The organism is Mesorhizobium sp. M4B.F.Ca.ET.017.02.2.1 (assembly GCF_003998955.1).
Lineage (GTDB): Bacteria > Pseudomonadota > Alphaproteobacteria > Rhizobiales > Rhizobiaceae > Mesorhizobium > Mesorhizobium abyssinicae.
Genome location: NZ_RZOF01000108.1, coordinates 1 through 16,916 on the forward strand (window position 1 = coordinate 1; position 16,916 = coordinate 16,916).

Consider the following 16,916-nt stretch of genomic DNA (forward strand, 5'->3'; position numbering starts at 1 on the left):
GGCCCGGCGCCGAAATGGGCAGGCCGATGCCGCGCGAACCAAGCGAGGCATCCGCGCGCGCGGCACTGGCGATCGCTTCCTGCAGGGCAAGAGCCACCGCCGGATTCTGCGCCTGCAGGAGGCCATTCCTCGAACGAATGGGACCTTCCACCGAAAGCATCTGCTGGGCAGCCTCATTGGCATGCAGGATTGCCCCACTGGCGCCAGTAAGCACGACAGGCACGGCCAGATGGTCGAGCGCCTGACGATAGAGACTGGCAGTCACGCGGGCCTGATCGAGCAGGTCGCCAATCAGGGACGCACGGCGCAGATGCGGCGACAGCAAGGCCATGAAACGCTGCTCCTCGACGGATATGATCCCCCTGCCGGCCCGCGTGGTGCAACCCATGAGGCCGATCCGGTCCGGTGTGTGAACGAATTTGATGATGCAGCCTTCGCGCAATCCCTGCGGCTTGGCCCAATTCTGATAAAACGGCGTCTGCTGGAGTTCGGCTTCGCTGATATGCGATAGCGTCGCGACGGGCGTGTCGATATCGCCGACGACCGCCGCCTTCAGCCCGGGAATTGCGTCAAAGTCATAATCCTCCTGCAGCACGCGCATCCGCTCGGCATCCCAGGGCGACCGAGCGGCGAAGCGACCGTGATTGTCGGCAGTGCTGGCAAGCGCGATGGTGCTGTACGCCGCATCCATGGTTTCGGTGATCCGGATCATGACCCCGGTCCAGCCGTCCGGATTCAGCACGCAATCGTAGATATCGCCGACAATCGAACCCAGAATTTCGCTGCTCAGCCTTTCCACCGTTTCTCCTGCACCCCAGCATGCCCGCCATGATGGACGGCGGGCAAAGAATGAAACCAGCAACATTTTGACGGCGGCTCGGCGCAAGGACGCCGATCCGCCTGGAGGATTTTGCTGGCGTCATACTTTCGGGTGACGCCAAGCGTAATTGGGCTCGATTAAGGGGTTCAGTCGGCTGAACGCCAAGCCATCAATGTTGCTGGTTATTCCTGGATTGGAAAGCGTCGCGTTCGATTTTTTGAGACTGCGGGTTTAGCGGGGGCGCTTCCTTTGTCACGAAAGACGGTGTTTTCATCGGCTGGTTTGCCGGAGCATCTTGGCGCCTATGAGGGATTGCACAGGATTACCTACAATTCCAGCGACCTGATCGGCGGCGAACAAATCCAGAAGGAGCAATGGATCTCATCGCTGACATCCGGTTACGCCCGTCTGCGTGCCGATCCGGCCATCGGCAGATCGTTCGAAGGGGAGCTCAGGATTGTTCGAGCTAGCGACGTTTCGGTGGGCACGATCCACGGCACTGTCAAATCGATATCGAGAACCACTGAAGACATTGCTGCTCAGAGCACCAACAATGTCGTGTTGCTTCTCAATGCCGGACACTCCCCGCTCAGCGTCGACCAGGCGGGAAGGAGCGTCGATCTGAGTCCAGGCGCGTCCGTTCTTGTCGAGCAGAGCGCTCCCTCAATCATCCGAGTGAGCGACGGGCAATGCGGCCTGATCGCCGTGCAGACCGATCGCGAACGCGTGCGTCAGCGATATGCAGGGTTTGAGGATCGCCTGATGACCGTCGTGTCGAGCTCCATGATGATCAACGCCCTTCTTCGTGCCTATGTCGGCGTTCTGGCCGATGAGAAAGAAGCCGAGTCTCAACTGACCATGCAGTTCGTGGCCGATCATATTGCCGACCTGATCGCCGCCACCGCTTCCATTGCCACACCGGTGACGGCGCACGACAACGCGGACGCGCGAGGTCTACGTGCGGTACGGACGCAAGCGATTCTGACTAAAATTCGCGGTGGCTTCACCGATCCGGAAATCTCCGCGCAAGGTATCGCAAAAGAGCTCGGCCTGTCGGCGCGCTATGTCCAGGATCTGCTCCAGGAAACAGGCATCAGCTTCTCCGAGCGTGTTCTCGAACTACGCCTGCAGAGAGCGCACAAGATGCTCTCGCAACGGCACAACGACGCCATGCGCGTCAGCGAAATCGCGCTGATAAATGGCTTCAGCGATGTGTCCTACTTCAATCGCTGTTTCCGCCGCCGCTTCGGCTACACGCCATCGAGCGCGAGATAGATCCGGACATCGGCCGGCACGGCCCCCCTCACTTCCCCTGCCCCTTCAAAAATTGCCCGAGCAGATCAACCGGCAGCGGGAAGACCACCGTCGACGAGCGCTCGCCGGCGATGTCGTGCAGGGCCTCGAAATAGCGCAGCTGCATGGCTTGCGGCTCGGCCGCCAGCATGCGGCCGGCTTCGACCAGTTTCGCCGCCGCCTGCTGCTCGCCGTCGGCGTTGATCACCTTGGCGCGGCGCAGGCGTTCGGCTTCGGCTTGCTTGGCGATGGCGCGGACCATGCTCTCGTTCAAATCGACATGCTTGATCTCGACATTGGAGACCTTGATGCCCCAGGCATCGGTGCGCTGGTCGAGGATCTCCTGGATGTCGTTGTTAAGCTTGTCGCGCTCGGCCAGCATCTCGTCGAGTTCGTGCTTGCCGAGCACCGAGCGCAGCGTGGTCTGCGCCAACTGGTTGGTGGCGGCCATGAAATCCTCGACCTGGATGATCGCCCGCTCGGCGTCGACGATGCGGAAATAGAGCACGGCGTTGACCTTCACCGAGACATTGTCGCGCGAGATCACGTCCTGCGGCGGCACGTCCTGCACCACAACGCGCAGGTCTACCCGCACCATTTGCTGGATGAAGGGGACGAGGATGATGAGGCCGGGCCCCTTGACCGCCGTGAAGCGGCCGAGCGTAAAGACCACGCCGCGCTCATATTCCCTCAGGATGCGGATGGCGGCCGCAAGGAACATGATCACGGCCACCGCAACGACCAGATAGGCCACGTAACCGACCATCATCTTATTGCTCCGTTGTTGTTCGCGTCGCGGCGGCGCACCGTCAGCACGAGGTCGCCGACATCAGTCACCTCGACGCTGTCGCCGGGCGCGACGGGCTCGTCGGCCCTCGCCCGCCAGCGCTCGCCTAAGGCCAACACATGGCCCTCGCCGCCCTGCCAGTCGAGGATCTCGACGGGCAGGCCGCGCATGGCCTCGCCGCCGACGCGCGGCGGACTTTTGCGCGCCGCCCAGACATAGGTTCCGGTGAGCAGTGCCAACCCCAGCGTCAGCGCGGCAGCGGGGCCGATGACGGCCCACGACATGGCAAAGCCCGGACCCTCGACCTTGAGCAGCAGGGCGGAGCCCAGCAGGAAGGCGGCGACGCCGCCCAGCCCGAGCACCACGGTGGGATTGAACGCCTCGACGGCAAGGAACGCGATGCCGAGCAGCATCAGCGCCAGGCCCGCATAGTTGATCGGCAACAGGTTGAGCGCATAGAGGCCGAGCACCAGGCAGATGGTGCCGATGACGCCGGGGGCTACCGCGCCCGGGCTGGTGAATTCGAAGATGATGCCATAGACGCCGACCAGCATCAGGATCACAGCGACGTTCGGATCGGTGATGACGGCGAGCAGCCGGATGAACCAGCCCGGCTCCAGCGTCTCGACCTGCAGGCCGTCGGTCGCCAGCACCTGCTTTTTACCGGCGACGTCGACGGTGCGCCCGTCGGCCAGTTGCAAGAGCTCGGTGGTGTCGCGGGCGACGAAGTCGATGACATGTTCCTGCAGCGCGGCGCTGGCCGAAAGGCTCGCCGCCTCGCGCACGGCCTTCTCGCCCCAGTCGCCATTGCGGCCGCGCAATTCGGCGAGCGAGCGGATCAGCGCGACCGCGTCATTGGTCACCTTGGCCATCATCGCGTCGCCGGCCGGTCGCCCGGTGGCGTCCTTCTGGTCCTTGTCCTTCTCGCCGCCCGGAAGCGACGGCAGCCCGCCGAGTTCGACCGGCGTCGCTGCGCCGAGATTGGTGCCGGGCGCCATCGCCGCGACATGGGTGGCGTAGAGGATGTAGGTGCCGGCGCTGGCCGCGTGGCCGCCGGCCGGCGCGACATAGCCGATGACGGGGACCGGCGAGGCCAGGATGGCGGCGATCATCTCGCGCATCGAGGTGACCAGCCCGCCCGGCGTGTTCAGCTGCAGGATGAGGACCGCGGCGTCGCGCTTGGCGGCGGTGTCGAGCGCCTCCTCGAGCTGCCTGGTGCTGGCCGGCCCGATGGCGCCGTCTATGGCGACGCTCAGCGCCACCTTCCCGCTCCCGGTCGAGGAGAAGGGAGAAACGACAGCCGCGGCCAAAAGAGCAGCGGCAAGAAGGGCCACCCGCGCGAAGATCACGCTCAAAGCTCCATGGTGAAGATATGGGTTGTATTTTGGTGAAGTCCAATGAGGGCATGTGGCGGGGGAGATCGGCTGTCACTGCCCTTAGCCAATCTCGGTGCTGCCACTCCATCAATTGCCCTGTATGATCCTGCCGCTACGAGTGTCTTGATGGGGGGAAATCATGCGAAGCGGATTGGCGGCATTCATCGTCTTGGGCGCACTGCAAGCCACGCAGCCGACCAATGCCGCATCCTGCGGCTGGAGCGCGAAGATGGAGGAGGACGAAGGCGGCAGCGTGCTGACGGCCTCGGTGTGCGGCGGGCCGAATGGCGGCGCGCATCTGATGCTGACCTGTTTCGGCAAGCCGACGCTAAGCTACGATCTCGGCGAGGCCGGTCCGCAACTCGAGCCCGGCATCAAGGCCTCGTTCGCGTTCAAGGCCGGCGGCAAGACAGTGACGAAGACGCTAGTGCTCGAGGCGATGTACAATTACTTCACCGCGCAATTCGGCAGCGCCGACCCGCTGCTCGCATTGCTGCGCGGCAAGGGCGAGGTCATTGTCACGTCCGACAAATATGGCGAGAACAGTTTTTCGCTCGCCGGGTCGAGCGCGGCGATCGGCAAGGTGCTGGCCGAATGCGGCAAGGCTTCTTCCGGGGACGCAGACTGAAGGCGGAGCGAGGCCGAGAACAAGCCTCAGGCCGCGCGGCAGCCAAGCTGCCATCCCCCCCTCGAGGCTCGTGAGGGGGAGCGCGGCCGCTACCGATCGACGCTCGCCGCACCCCCGAACCGATTTGCGGTTTTCGTCGCAATTTCCCTGAAGTTTCGTCGGGGCATCACGATCTCCGGCCTGGCGCCAACTATCCTCGGCCTTGCTGTCACAGAGACAGTTCGAGACGGAGATCAAGGCCATGACCACGATCGTTTCCTTCATCGGCGCCACCGCCGACAACCGGCGCCAGAACCGGCGCCAGGCCTCCCCTTCCCGGCTCTACCGACTCGCTTGCGCCGCGACATCGGCGCTGTTGTGGCTGCCGCGTTTCTGGAAGACGCGCGGCGAGCTTGCAGTGCTCGCCGCCATGAGCGAATGCGAACGCCGCGATATCGGCCTCACCGTCTTCGACGTCGAGAACGCGCTGACGCTGCCTGTCGACCGCGACCCGACCGAGGTGCTTGCGAAGGTCGTGGAGGACCGCCGCCAACGCCGCGAATTCTGAGCGCGATGCTCCAGGGCCGGGCGCCGGCGATCCAATCACTCCGGCAGGCCGGCCTCGCGCAGGCCGGCGGCGATGCGTTCAGTCGTGCCCGCGTCGAAGGGCGAGGCGTCGCCAACCCTGGCAATGGTGAGGCCCGGGTAGGTTTCCATGAGCCTGCGGCAAGCGTGCCGTGCCTCGTCCTTGCGACCGGCATGAACCAGCGCCGTGACCAGCAGGCGCAGTCCCCACCAGGTGCCCGGCTGCTGGCTAAGGCCGCGCTGCGTCAGCGCCACCGCCTCGTCATAGCGCGCGGCGACGAAATGCGCGGCGCCGATGCCGATCTCGGCCATGTAACCCATCGGGTCGCGCGGGCTCAGCCGTTCGAAATGCTCGAACTTCTCGATCGCCGCCTCGGCCCGTTCGCGATAGACGTCCAGCCAGGCGCTGCGCAGCCAGGCCCAGGCGGAATTCGGATCGAGCGCACGCGCCCGCGCCAGATGCATGTCGGCGACATCGTAGTCGCGGGCAAAGGAATGCGCCGCCCCGAGCACGGCAAGGACCATCGGATCGTCGCCGGAGAGCGCCGCCCCCTTCTGCGCCAGGCGCAGGCCCTCTTCCCGAGAAGCGGCGGGCGTTTCGGTCCAGCGGTAGCCGGCGCGCTGCAGATGGCACCAGGCAAGCAGCGAAAGCGCCAGCGGATAGTCCGGCTCGATCGCGATCGCACGTTCAAGCAGCGTGCCGGCCCCCTGGTTCTGCGCGCGCTCGAGCGACCAGGTGAGCGGAAAGGCGCGCAACACGTAGTCGTAGGCGGCGAGGCTTTCCGGCCGCTTGCGCCGCGAACGCTCGATCTCGGCCGACAGGATGGAGGGCTGGATGGCGCCGACGACACTCTCCGCAAGCCGGTCCTGCAGGTCGAACACATCGGCCATGGTGCCGTCGTAGCGGTCGGCCCAGATCGTCTTGCCGGAACCGGAGTCGATGAGTTGTCCGGTGAGGCGGATATGATCGCCGGCCTTGCGGACGCTGCCAGTCAGGACGTAGCGCACGCCGAGTTCGGCTCCGGCCCGTTTCACGCCGTCGGCCTCGCCCTTGTAGGCGAAGCTCGAATTGCGGGCGATGACGAACAGCCAGCGCATGCGCGACAGCGCCGTGGTGATCTCGTCGACCATGCCGTCGGCAAAATAGTCTTGCGCCGGGTCGCCGCTGAGGTTCTCGAAGGGCAGCACCGCGATCGACGGCCTGTCGTCGGCGGTCCCCTCCCCGGTCGCGGTGGCGACCCGATCCTCGAGGCGGCGCACGCGCTCTTCGTCGATCACATAGCCGCGCCGCAGCACGGTGCGGATCAAGCCCTCGGCCTCGGCGCCGAGCGCCTTGCGGATGTCCTTCATGCATTGGGTGAGCGAATCGTCGGAAACGGCGACGTTCGGCCAGACCGCATTGACCAGCTCGTCCTTGCCGATGACGCGGCCGGCATTTTCCAGCAGGTAGGTAAGCAGCGAAAGCGACTTGGCGCGCAGGTCGACGTCGAGCCCGCCCCTCTGCAGCCTGCCCCTGTGCAGATCGAGCCTGTGGCCGGAGAATTCGAACGTCGTCATGTCGCCCCTCGAGGAGACGTCAACCAATTCGATCCGCGCGACGGCTAGCGATCGATCAAAGCCCTCGCATGCTCGAAGACATCATGCCTGTCCCCCGACATCAAGGCTTTCGCCCACTGAAGATGGCGTGGCCGGCGAAGAGCCAGGCGCAGTCGACTTCGGTGAAGCCCGCTTGCGCAAGCCAGGAAAGCTGCTCGGCCAGCGAGGACGGTTTGTCGATCGGCTCGCCGTCCGGGTTACGGAAATAGTTCCAGCCCAGGCGATTGAATTCGGCGAAGGCGGCGAGATCGTCGTCGATCGCCAGCGCCCGCGTGCGCACCGCCTCGTCCCATTGCCGTGCGGCGATGTCGAGCCCGCTTGCGGTTGGCGGGCGCACGATGTCGGCCACCACCAGCACGCCGCCGGGCTTGAGCGCCGCCGCCAGATCGGCAAACAGCTCCTGCTTCTGCCGGCCGTCGAGATGATGGATTGCGAGCGAGGAGACGACCGCATGCGGGGTCTCGGCAAAGCGCCGCCAGTCGCGCTGCGCCAGCTCGAACGCGGCGGTGGTCAGGCGCCCAGCTTGGTCGCGGCAGGTGGCCCGCGTCTGCTCCAGCATTTGCGCCGAGCCGTCGAGCGCCAGAACATGGCAGTCGGGAAAGCGCTCCAGCAGCGCGCGGCTGAGCAGCCCCTCGCCTGGGCACAGCTCGACCAGCAGGTTGCCCGGTTCGGGTTGCGGAATGAGGTCCGCGATGATCCCGATCTGGCGTTCGCGTTCCGGCACGAAATAACGCCCGTTGTCCAGAAAGCCGCGAGAATGGTTCTCGTCCCAATGTGCCGTGCCTTGCGCCTGCGCCATGTTGCACCCTTTCCTCTTCGACCCAGTCTGCACGGCACCCGCCCGGCCGTCGTGATGGCAGGCTGAAATTCGGCTGAGATTGGCGGGACGGAAGCTGCATGGCGGCCGAAGCGCGACGGCGGCGATACGCAATACCCAAGGCGAGGCGGCAAGCGATGCAAGCCGCCCGGCCATCGCGCCCCCGGGCTTCGGTTGCGTTGCTGTGCATCGTCTTGCCCTGGCGCGCCATGACGCAATTCACACAGGCGGACCGGCAAAATCGCCGCCCGCCCAAATACACCCAAAAAAAGTCAGGTTGATAATGCTGGGCGGAAAAAGTCCAGCCGGCGAAAGGCAAGCCGATTCAAGCGCATAGGCGGGGCCTGCCGCATCGGCAACAGGGGCGGTCGAAAAGCCCGAAAAACCGGCTTTTGCTGGCCTTCAAGGACAGCAAGGACGCGATCGCGCGGGTCTGCGGCAACGGTGCGCGAGGGTCAAAAACCGGCATTCGGACACCGCGGCATGCGAAGTTGACAGACGACGCCGCCGCTGGATATGCCGAAGCCACTGGTCACGCCATAACCGGGGGCTGTTGGGGACGGACGGGGTTTCAGCAGCTTGGCGGGGGCGCCGGACGGGCTGGTACACGCATGGTGTACCGCCCGCTCCTGGCCGGTCTTCCAAAACGCAGATTTTAACCGCGTCGCAAGCGCGCGCACGCCGCCCTTGCGTCTTGCCCGCCGATTGACCATCCTCATAGCGTGCAGCGTCTCCAGCCGGAGGCGTGGCAGGGTGTTTGGCGCATGGGGGTCATGCGTGGGGTTATGACGCGGTTGGGGGATCGCATATGCCGACGCTTTACGCGTTGAAGCCGGCCTTCCAGGCGAGGTTGCGGCCGCTGGCCGACCGGCTCGCCGGGGCTGGCGTCACCGCCAACCAGATCACGCTTCTCGCCGCCGGCGTTTCGGTCGCGACCGGGGTGGTGACGGCCGTCTTCGCCGCCCATCCCGTCGTGTTCCTGCTGATGCCGCTGGTGCTGTTTACACGCATGGCGCTCAATGCCATCGACGGCATGCTGGCACGGGAGCATGGGCAAGCGTCAAAACTCGGCATGTATCTCAACGAACTCTGCGACGTCGTCTCGGACCTGGCGCTGATCCTCGCCTTCGCCGCCCTCTTCCCGGCCTGGGGCGTCGTCGCTTTCGCGATCGTGGCTGTGATCGTCGAATTCGCCGGTGTGCTCGGCATCGCAGCGGGGGCGGCGCGCGACTATGCCGGGCCTTTCGGCAAGAGCGACCGGGCGCTAGCGCTCGGCGTCATCGGCTTCCTCGTCGCCTTCGGCCTGTGGCCGGCGGCGCTCACGCCTTTCATGTTTCCGGCGCTCGCAACACTGTCGCTGGCGACCGCCATCAACCGGATACGCAGCGGCCTTAGAGGAGCAGTCGAGCAATGACCGACCTCGGGGGCAACACCATGATCCATCAGCAGAATATCGCCGCCGCAGCACCCGCGAGCGTCGAACGGGTGGCCGAGGAGCGGACCTTCAGGACCCATGACGGCACCGAGATCTTCTATCGCTACTGGCCGGCAGTGGGTGACAAGCCCAAGGGCGCCGTCCTTCTCTTCCATCGCGGCCACGAGCATGGCGGCCGCATGGCGCATCTGGTCGACGAGCTCGCCATGCCGGGCTACGCCTTCTATGCCTGGGACGCGCGCGGCAACGGGCGCTCGGCAGGCGAGCGCGGCTACGCGCCGTCCTTCGCCGCCCTTGTGCGCGACATCGACTGCTTCGTGCGCGAGATCGCGCGTGACGGATTTGGCCAGCGCGATCTGGCACTCATCGCGCAGTCCTTCGGGGCGGTGCTCGCCGCAGCCTGGGTGCATGAGGACGCGCCCGACATCCGCGCGCTGGTGCTCGCCTCGCCGGCCTTCTCGGTCAAGCTCTACGTGCCCTTCGCCAAGGAGGGCATCGCGCTCTGGCAGAAGCTCAAGGGCCGCTTCTTCGTCAATTCCTACGTCAAGGCGAAATTCCTCACCCATGATCCGGAGCGCATCGCCTCCTTCGACGCCGATCCGCTCATCACCCGCCCGATCGCCTCCAACATACTGGTCGAGCTCTACGCGCATGCCGCCCGGATCGTTTCGGATGCGCGCGCGATCACCGTGCCGACACAGCTGCTGATCTCGGGCGCCGACTGGGTCGTGCGGCACGGCCCGCAGCACGAATTCTTCGTCAATCTGGCGAGCCCGGCCAAGGAGCGGCATGTGCTGCCCGGCTTCTTCCACGACACGCTGGGCGAGCGCGAGCGCAAATTCGCGCTCGACCTGATCCGGCCATTCCTCGAGAAACAGTACACGACGCCCGAGAAGCCCGCCGATCTGACTGTCGCCGACCGCGCCGGCTACACACGCGACGAGGCCGACAAGCTCGCCTCGCCGCTGCCGCTGTTGTCGCCCAGGGGCCTCTACTGGGCGATGAGCCGCGCCTTCATCCGCATGGGCTCCTGGTTCTCGACCGGGCTCAAGACCGGGATTGCCACCGGCTTCGATTCCGGCTCCACGCTCGACTATGTCTATGAAAACGAGGCGCGCGGCGTCAGCCATGTCGGCCGCATGGTCGACCGCACCTTCCTCGATGCCATCGGCTGGCGCGGCATCCGCCAGCGCAAGCTTCATCTGGAAGAACTGATCGCCAGCGCCACGGAGCAGCTGAAGGCTGCCGGCCGGCCCGTGCACATCCTCGACATCGCCGCCGGACATGGTCGCTACGTACTCGATGCCGTCGCCAAATGCGCCGTGCCCCCGGCAAGTGTCAGGCTGCAGGACTATTCCCAGCTGAATGTCGGGCTCGGCACCAGGCTGATCGCCGAGCGGAACCTGCCGACCAGCGTCACCTTCCGCCAGGCCGACGCCTTCGATACCGGAATGCTGGCCGGGCTGAAGCCGGCGCCGGACCTCGCCATCGTCTCCGGGCTTTATGAGCTGTTTGCGGACAATGCGCTGATTTCCCGCTCGCTCGGCGGATTGGCCGGCGCCATGGAGCCCGGCGCGCTGCTGATCTACACCAACCAACCCTGGCACCCGCAGCTGGAGATGATCGCGCGCAGCCTGACCTCGCATCGCGGCGGCCAGGCCTGGGTGATGCGGCGGCGCACGCAAGGCGAGATGGACCAGTTGGTGAAGGCCGCCGGCTTCGAGAAGATCGACCAGCGCATCGACCAGTGGGGCATCTTCACCGTCTCGGTCGCCCAACGCGTCTGAGGAAGCCGTGCCCGCCGCCGACCCTGCCCCAGCCCCTATCGCGACCGAGCGACCGAAGGATAAATTCGGCGCCATCCTGCTGCGCGCGGCGCTGTGGCTGGCGCTGCTCGCGCCGCTGTTCTACTCGACCTATGGCTTCGCCAACTGGCTGGCGTCGCGCCGCGACGACGTCGGCAGCATCGTCTTTGCCTGGGAACGCGACATTCCGTTCATGGCCTGGACGATCGTGCCCTACTGGTCGATCAACTTGTTCTACGGACTGTCGCTGCTCCTCAACGACAGCAAGCGCGGCGTCGACCGCCTTGCCGGCCGCTATCTGACGGCGCAGGCCGTCGCGGTGACCTGCTTCATCCTGTTCCCGCTCAAGGCCACCTTCGTGCGGCCGGAGACATCGGGCCTGCCGGGCTTCCTGTTCGCGGTGCTCGGCGGTTTCGACAAACCGTTCAACCAGGCGCCATCGCTGCACATAGCGCTGCTGGTGATAATCTGGGATCACTGGCGGCACAGGCTGACCGGAATCGCGGGAATTATCTGGCATGTCTGGTGCTTCCTGATCGGAGCCTCGGTGTTGACGACATGGCAGCACCATTTCATCGACATCCCGACCGGCGCGCTTCTCGGCCTGTTCGCTGTGTGGCTCTTCCCGCGCGAGGGCGAGCTGCCGTTCGCCGGCTTCCGGCTGACCGCCGACAGGAGAGCGCGGCGGCTGGCGCTCTTCTATGGGCTGGGGGCGGCGCTGCTGCTCGCCAGCGCGGCCGGCGGCGCACTTGTGTCGCCGATAGCCCTCGTGCTGCTGTGGCCGGCGCTGGCGCTTGCCATCGTCGCCTTTGCCTATGCCGGGGCCGGGGTGAAAGTGTTCCAGAAATCGGCCGACGGCAGTGTGCCGCTCGCCAGCCGCCTGCTGCTCTGGCCCTACCGTGTCGGCGCGAAAATCAATCTCTGGGCCTGGACGCGCACGCTGCCGCCCCGCGTGCCGGTCGCCGACGGCGTCTTCCTCGGCCGCTTCCCGACGACGGCCGAAGCTAATGGCTTCGGCACGGTGGTCGACCTTGCCGCCGAGTTGGAGCGGCCGGCTCGCGCGTCATGCCGATGGATCAGCCTTGCCGTACTCGACCTGATGCCGCCAGCCGAGAAGGAACTCTCCGAAGCGGTGCAGGCGATCGAGGCGGCGCGCCGGCAGGGCACGGTGCTGATCTGCTGCGCGCTCGGCTTCCAACGCAGCGCTACCGTCGCCGCCGCATGGCTGGTCGGCACCGGCCGCTCGCACACTGCAGCGCAGGCGCGCAAACTGCTCGCCGCCTCCGGCCGACCGGTGCACATTCAGGCCGGGGAAGCTGCATGAGCAGCAACCCCTATCAGGACAAAGCCGGCGCGTTCGCCGCCGGACTTATACTGCAGGCGGCATGGCCACTGCTGGCGGTCGCTGCTTGCCTGCTCGCCGCGCCGGTGATCGGGCTGGCGGCCGCGCCGCAGGTGACACCGCTATCGGCGGCGGCGTGGCTGGTGGCTGCGGCGGCGGCTCTAGCTACCCTCGCCTTCATCGCGCTTATCCTGTTCGATGCGCTGTTGTTCCGGCTGATGGCGAGCCATGACAGCGAGGTTTCGGGCGGCGGCGCGGTCGACGATTTGCTCGCCCGCATGCGGCTGAAGCCGACGCCGGCCCAGACGCGATCGCTCGACCAGCGCATAGCGGGCACGCGCCGGCTGCTGACAAAACAGCGCATAGCCTTTGCGGTGTTCGCGGCAGCGTCACTGATGGCGGCATTGCTTTGAGACTTCGATGACAAAACTCCACATCCGCGCCAACACCTTCACCCTCCTGCAGACCATCACCTCGGTCGGCCTGTCGGCGATGGCCTGGGTGGTGACTGGGGTCAGGCCGATCTGGAACGGCAGCCAGCCGTCGGAGCGGCAGCGCATCTATTTCGCCAACCATGCCAGCCATGGCGACTTCATCCTGCTCTCGGCCTGCCTCAGCGAGAAGGTGCGCGCCCGCACCCATGCGGTTGCCGCGGCCGAATATTGGGGCAAGTCGCGGCTGCGCCGCTACATCGCCGAGGACATGCTGTCCTCCGTATTGATCCATCGCCAGTGGACCGACGAGGCCGAGAACCCGATCAACATCATGCTGTCGGTGCTTGACCAGGGTCATTCGCTGATCCTGTTCCCCGAGGGCACCCGCAACACCACCGACGAGCCGCTGCTGCCGTTCCGCTCCGGCCTCTACAATCTCTCGATGGCGCGGCCGGAAGTCGAGCTCATCCCGTGCTGGATCGAGAACATGTCTCGGGTTCTGCCCAAGGGCCAGTTCCTGCCGGTGCCGCTTTTGTGCCGCGTCGTCTTCGGCCCGGCTGTCACCATCGCGCCCGGCGAAGAGCGCCGCGCCTTCCTCGAACGCGCCCGCCAGACGCTGCTGGCCCTCGACCCCCGTCCGGACCGGGACGACTAGACCATGATCCCAAAAAGTGGCTCCCGGTTTTTGGAAAAGACTATGGTCAAACAAAAAGACAGGGCCGGAGGCCCGAAATAATGCCGCTGCCGCCGATACATGAAACCATGATCCTGATCGCCGGCCTGGTCGCCGTGCTGTCGACGGCCAGCGTCACCGCCGGCATATTGTCGTGGCGGGCGCCGAAGCCGCTGTCGCCGACGCTCACCAACCTCACCCAGCGCATCAACGCCTGGTGGGTGATGGTGGTGGCGATCACGGTCGCCTTCTTCTTCGGCCATGCCGGCATGACCATCCTGTTCGCGCTGATCTCGTTCGCGGCACTGCGCGAATTCGTGACGCTGACGCACAGCCGGCGCAGCGACCACTGGGTGCTGCTCGGCATGTTCGCCATCATCATTCCGTTCCAGTACTGGCTGGTGTGGACGGCCTGGTACGGGCTCTTCACCATCTTCATCCCTGTCTACTGCTTCCTGCTGATGCCGGCCATCACCGCGCTCAACGGCGACACCGAGCGCTTCCTGGAGCGCGTCTCGGCGCAGCAATGGGCGATCATGATCTCGGTCTACTTCGTCAGCCACGTGCCGGCGCTGCTGACGCTGAACGTGCCCGGCTTCGAGGGCCGCAACCTGCTGCTCATCGCCTTCCTGATCATCACCGTGCAGGGCAGCGACGTGCTGCAATACATCTTCGGCAAGCTGTTCGGAAAACATCTGCTGTCGCCGAAGGTGTCGCCTTCGAAAACCTGGGAAGGGCTGGTCGGCGGGCTTGCGGCGTCGAGCCTGCTCGGCGCGCTCTTGTCCTTCCTGACGCCGTTCTCGCCGCTGCAGGCCGCCGTCGTCGCCCTCGTCGCCTGCCTGATGGGCTTCCTCGGCGGCCTGGTCGCCTCGGCCATCAAGCGCGACCAGGGCGTGAAGGACTGGGGCCATCTGATCGAGGGCCATGGCGGCATGATGGACCGCGCCGACAGCCTGGTCTTCGCCGCCCCGGTGTTCTTCCACACGGTGCGGTATTTCTGGTCGGTGTGAGGAGCCGCAAAGCCCGGCCGATACGCGCCCGCGCCCCTAGGCTAGCCGGGGCGCGGGCCGATCGGGTGTCCCCGATTACAGCACCGTAGAGGCCGGTGCTGCTGTGCGACCAGGCAATAGACGGACCGCCGGGTCTATTAAATAAGTTATAGTTCGGAGAGATCGTTCATCGGGCAGCGACGCGATGGCCCCCATCCCCCCAGGATTGGCAGGGTCGGCACCGGCCTTCACCCGCCGCCGCCGGCGAGGAGCCCTATCCCGAATGCCTTAGCCAATGCCGGTCGAAGATATCGAGGATGGCACGGAACTCGGCCGGCGGGACCTGGTTGGCAACGTCACTGTCGCCGATCAGGAATTGCGCGAGCTGCCGGTCGACGAGCCCGGGCTGATCGATCGACATGCCGAGCGCGGCCAGATCCTCCGCGATCGACTGGTCCGGCAGGAGGTAGCCGCCCCAGGCCGCTGCGTCGGGCGCCGGGTCGCGCAGGCGGATGATGAGGATCCTGGTGATCGAGGGCTGCGGCTCCGGGCCGATGATCGAGCTGCCGCACATGTAACCGCCGAGCACGCTGCCCGGCTGCGACTGCGGGAACAGGCAGAGGAAGAACTGGGCATCGCCGCCGCTTTCCTTCAGATGCGCATAGAGGCCGCGCTTTGCCGGCGTGACCGGCCCGCCAAGCAAGAGCTGGCCCGTCGGCAAGGATTCGCGATAGGCAGCGCTCAGGCTGTGCGCGCCAGGCCCCGGCTCGATCGACAGGTTGCCCCTGATCAGCTGGCCGCGATAGTAGGGCGAGAGCGCGCGCGAATAGCATGCATAGGTTCCGGCGAGCGCCAGGCCGACGCTTTTCTCGTCATGCGCGGTGGCCTCGAACTGTGCGGCGGCGCGGCGTTCGAGCTCGGCTCTGTCGACGCCGTGGCGGGAGGCGATGGCAGCGGCGAACTGCGGCAGGTCGCTGTCGGCGATCCAGGCCCCCGGCTGCTCCAGGCGAAGCAGCTTCGCCCAGTCGTCATAGACGGCGTACTCGCGCGGCTGGGCGCGGCCCTGCAGCCATTTGTCGGCGCGGCCGAGATCGAACGCGGTCTTCGGATTGACGGCCCGGAACGCCGCCGCCAGCTCCTTGCGGGTGACGGTGCCGAGCAGGGCCGAGGTCAGCCGGAGTTTTTGCGCGATATGCTGTGCCATGCGGCCGCCGTCCCTGGGCCTGTTCCATCCCGGTCGACCGGAATGGCTCGCCCCTTTTCGAGCACGGCCCCGGTCCGGGATCGTGCTCCCATGCCAGCTGCTAGCCATAGCATGCGCCGGCACGTCCTCCCATTGTACTTTTCCACAAGCTAATATTCCAGGAATTCCAAAGAATTCCACGGCGTTCCGCACGCGATCCCTTTCCGGTCCGGCGCCTGGCGCTAAGCTCGCCGGCGCTAGGGGAAGGCCACGAGGAAAAGCGGAATTGGCTCGGGCAGACCGCCCAACGCCTCCGCATTCAGGCAGGGAGGAACCGACATGAAGCTCGTTCTGTCAGCGCTGCTCGTCGTGCTTGCGCTGGCGCAGGCCGCGGAAGCCAAGAAGAAAGTCCCGGTGGCGAAGGACGACGCGAAGGTCGAGGCGACCCGGCCGCCGCTGGACAACACGGCCACAGGCGGGATCACGCCTGCCGGCGCCAAGCCGGCGACGACCAACCAGGATGGCTACAATTCGATCTATCCGCCAGCAATCTACCTGCATTTCTAGCCCTTGGCGGGGCGGCAGTGGCGCGGGGATCAACGATCCTCGCGCCACTGCGGACGCAAACTCCCGAGGGCTCGCTTTCGCCGACCCGAGGCAACCGCGCCCTCAGCCGGCGACCGCGGCCGACGCCTTCTTGCGCGCCGGCTGACGGCGGGGCGGGCGGCGCTTGGCGGCGAGCTTGAGGACCACCGGCGGTTCGCCGGACAGCGCGCCGTTGACGGCATCGACCATGCCATAGGCGACGAAGTCGGCATTGAGGTCACGGGCCTCGGCGCTGGCGGCCTGCCGGTCGCCATTGCCGGTTTCCGACCAGAAGACGATGCCAACCCTGAGCTTTGGCCGGCGGCGCTTCAGCCGCCGCACCAGGAAGCGGGCATGCTTGACGGAATCACGGTCGAGGAAGCCGATGACGACCGCGTCGAGCGCATCGAGCTCGAGGCGGCGCACGCCGCCGGGCTCGAGATCGGCGAAGCCCGCCTTCGTCGCCTCGGCGCCCTGCACTTCTAGCACCTGCGCCAGCATGGCGGCGGCGGCATCATCGAGCTCGCCGCGGCCGCCGGCGCACAGAACCGCAATGCCGGTTCCATCCGGGAGATTGACCTCTTCGGCC

16 protein-coding genes and 1 pseudogene are annotated in these 16,916 nt (G+C 66.1%); 10 read left to right on the forward strand and 7 right to left on the reverse strand.

The annotated features are described in order from the left end of the window. The coding region (locus EN738_RS15330; protein ID WP_127284423.1) for a PAS domain-containing protein at positions 1-799 on the reverse strand (799 nt) is incomplete at its 3' end. Positions 800-1,069: 270 nt separating this feature from the next. Here EN738_RS15330 and EN738_RS15335 point away from each other — a divergent pair. Beyond that, a complete protein-coding gene (locus EN738_RS15335; protein ID WP_127284424.1) occupies positions 1,070-2,095 on the forward strand; it encodes an AraC family transcriptional regulator in 1,026 nt (341 codons plus the stop codon). 28 nt (positions 2,096-2,123) lie between these two features. Here EN738_RS15335 and EN738_RS15340 read toward each other — a convergent pair whose 3' ends face one another. Then, positions 2,124-2,882, reverse strand: a complete 759-nt coding sequence (locus EN738_RS15340) for a slipin family protein (protein ID WP_127284425.1) — start codon at positions 2,880-2,882, stop codon at positions 2,124-2,126. Beyond that, the gene (locus EN738_RS15345) at positions 2,879-4,249 is read right to left on the reverse strand and encodes a nodulation protein NfeD (protein ID WP_127284426.1); all 1,371 of its coding nucleotides are present in this window, start codon (positions 4,247-4,249) and stop codon (positions 2,879-2,881) included. The genes EN738_RS15340 and EN738_RS15345 overlap by 4 nt, the downstream gene beginning before the upstream one ends. A gap of 166 nt (positions 4,250-4,415) precedes the next feature. Between EN738_RS15345 and EN738_RS15350 the strand changes: the two genes are divergently transcribed. Further along, entirely contained in the window at positions 4,416-4,904 is a 489-nt protein-coding gene (locus tag EN738_RS15350; protein ID WP_245494555.1) for a hypothetical protein, read from the forward strand. 241 nt (positions 4,905-5,145) lie between these two features. After that, the gene (locus EN738_RS15355) at positions 5,146-5,451 is read left to right on the forward strand and encodes a hypothetical protein (protein WP_127284427.1); all 306 of its coding nucleotides are present in this window, start codon (positions 5,146-5,148) and stop codon (positions 5,449-5,451) included. Positions 5,452-5,486: 35 nt separating this feature from the next. On the opposite strand, the gene EN738_RS15360 is transcribed toward EN738_RS15355, so the two are convergent. Then, entirely contained in the window at positions 5,487-7,025 is a 1,539-nt protein-coding gene (locus EN738_RS15360) for a winged helix-turn-helix domain-containing protein (protein ID WP_127284428.1), read from the reverse strand. A 100-nt stretch (positions 7,026-7,125) separates the two neighbouring features. Continuing rightward, positions 7,126-7,863: a class I SAM-dependent methyltransferase gene (locus EN738_RS15365; RefSeq protein ID WP_189340500.1), complete on the reverse strand. Its 738-nt coding sequence runs from the start codon at positions 7,861-7,863 to the stop codon at positions 7,126-7,128. Between the two features lie 826 nt (positions 7,864-8,689). On the opposite strand from EN738_RS15365, the gene EN738_RS15370 reads away from it, so the two are divergent. From EN738_RS15370 to EN738_RS15395, 6 genes are all read left to right on the forward strand, one after another. After that, positions 8,690-9,295 (forward strand): CDP-alcohol phosphatidyltransferase family protein, encoded by a 606-nt coding sequence (locus EN738_RS15370; RefSeq protein WP_127284430.1) that lies wholly within the window; start codon positions 8,690-8,692, stop codon positions 9,293-9,295. Next, positions 9,292-11,103 (forward strand): bifunctional alpha/beta hydrolase/class I SAM-dependent methyltransferase, encoded by a 1,812-nt coding sequence (locus tag EN738_RS15375; RefSeq protein WP_127284431.1) that lies wholly within the window; start codon positions 9,292-9,294, stop codon positions 11,101-11,103. Before EN738_RS15370 ends, EN738_RS15375 begins: the two co-directional genes overlap by 4 nt. Positions 11,104-11,140: 37 nt before the next feature. Beyond that, positions 11,141-12,445 (forward strand): phosphatase PAP2/dual specificity phosphatase family protein, encoded by a 1,305-nt coding sequence (locus EN738_RS15380; protein ID WP_127284438.1) that lies wholly within the window; start codon positions 11,141-11,143, stop codon positions 12,443-12,445. Next, positions 12,442-12,876 (forward strand): hypothetical protein, encoded by a 435-nt coding sequence (locus EN738_RS15385; RefSeq protein WP_127284432.1) that lies wholly within the window; start codon positions 12,442-12,444, stop codon positions 12,874-12,876. Before EN738_RS15380 ends, EN738_RS15385 begins: the two co-directional genes overlap by 4 nt. A gap of 7 nt (positions 12,877-12,883) precedes the next feature. Beyond that, positions 12,884-13,552: a lysophospholipid acyltransferase family protein gene (locus EN738_RS15390; protein WP_127284433.1), complete on the forward strand. Its 669-nt coding sequence runs from the start codon at positions 12,884-12,886 to the stop codon at positions 13,550-13,552. Positions 13,553-13,632: 80 nt separating this feature from the next. Further along, a complete protein-coding gene (locus EN738_RS15395) occupies positions 13,633-14,580 on the forward strand; it encodes a phosphatidate cytidylyltransferase (protein ID WP_127284434.1) in 948 nt (315 codons plus the stop codon). Between the two features lie 253 nt (positions 14,581-14,833). Here the strand turns inward: EN738_RS15395 and EN738_RS15400 are convergent, their stop codons facing one another. Further along, positions 14,834-15,763 (reverse strand): hypothetical protein, encoded by a 930-nt coding sequence (locus tag EN738_RS15400; protein WP_127284435.1) that lies wholly within the window; start codon positions 15,761-15,763, stop codon positions 14,834-14,836. Positions 15,764-16,081: 318 nt separating this feature from the next. On the opposite strand from EN738_RS15400, the gene EN738_RS15405 reads away from it, so the two are divergent. Further along, positions 16,082-16,309 carry a hypothetical protein gene (locus EN738_RS15405; RefSeq protein WP_127284436.1) on the forward strand — a complete coding sequence of 76 codons (228 nt, stop codon included), beginning with the start codon at positions 16,082-16,084 and terminating at the stop codon, positions 16,307-16,309. 102 nt (positions 16,310-16,411) lie between these two features. Here EN738_RS15405 and EN738_RS15410 read toward each other — a convergent pair. Beyond that, positions 16,412-16,916: pseudogene (locus EN738_RS15410) on the reverse strand (AI-2E family transporter); the annotation flags it as partial.

Bases quoted from the DNA above. Each gene is read 5' to 3' on its own strand.
- EN738_RS15340 (WP_127284425.1), bottom strand. From the start codon at position 2,882: ATGATGGTCGGTTACGTGGCCTATCTGGTCGTTGCGGTGGCCGTGATC.
- EN738_RS15350 (WP_245494555.1), top strand. From the start codon at position 4,416: ATGCGAAGCGGATTGGCGGCATTCATCGTCTTGGGCGCACTGCAAGCC.
- EN738_RS15355 (WP_127284427.1), top strand. From the start codon at position 5,146: ATGACCACGATCGTTTCCTTCATCGGCGCCACCGCCGACAACCGGCGC.
- EN738_RS15360 (WP_127284428.1), bottom strand. From the start codon at position 7,025: ATGACGACGTTCGAATTCTCCGGCCACAGGCTCGATCTGCACAGGGGC.
- EN738_RS15365 (WP_189340500.1), bottom strand. From the start codon at position 7,863: ATGGCGCAGGCGCAAGGCACGGCACATTGGGACGAGAACCATTCTCGC.
- EN738_RS15370 (WP_127284430.1), top strand. From the start codon at position 8,690: ATGCCGACGCTTTACGCGTTGAAGCCGGCCTTCCAGGCGAGGTTGCGG.
- EN738_RS15375 (WP_127284431.1), top strand. From the start codon at position 9,292: ATGACCGACCTCGGGGGCAACACCATGATCCATCAGCAGAATATCGCC.
- EN738_RS15385 (WP_127284432.1), top strand. From the start codon at position 12,442: ATGAGCAGCAACCCCTATCAGGACAAAGCCGGCGCGTTCGCCGCCGGA.
- EN738_RS15390 (WP_127284433.1), top strand. From the start codon at position 12,884: ATGACAAAACTCCACATCCGCGCCAACACCTTCACCCTCCTGCAGACC.
- EN738_RS15395 (WP_127284434.1), top strand. From the start codon at position 13,633: ATGCCGCTGCCGCCGATACATGAAACCATGATCCTGATCGCCGGCCTG.
- EN738_RS15400 (WP_127284435.1), bottom strand. From the start codon at position 15,763: ATGGCACAGCATATCGCGCAAAAACTCCGGCTGACCTCGGCCCTGCTC.
- EN738_RS15405 (WP_127284436.1), top strand. From the start codon at position 16,082: ATGAAGCTCGTTCTGTCAGCGCTGCTCGTCGTGCTTGCGCTGGCGCAG.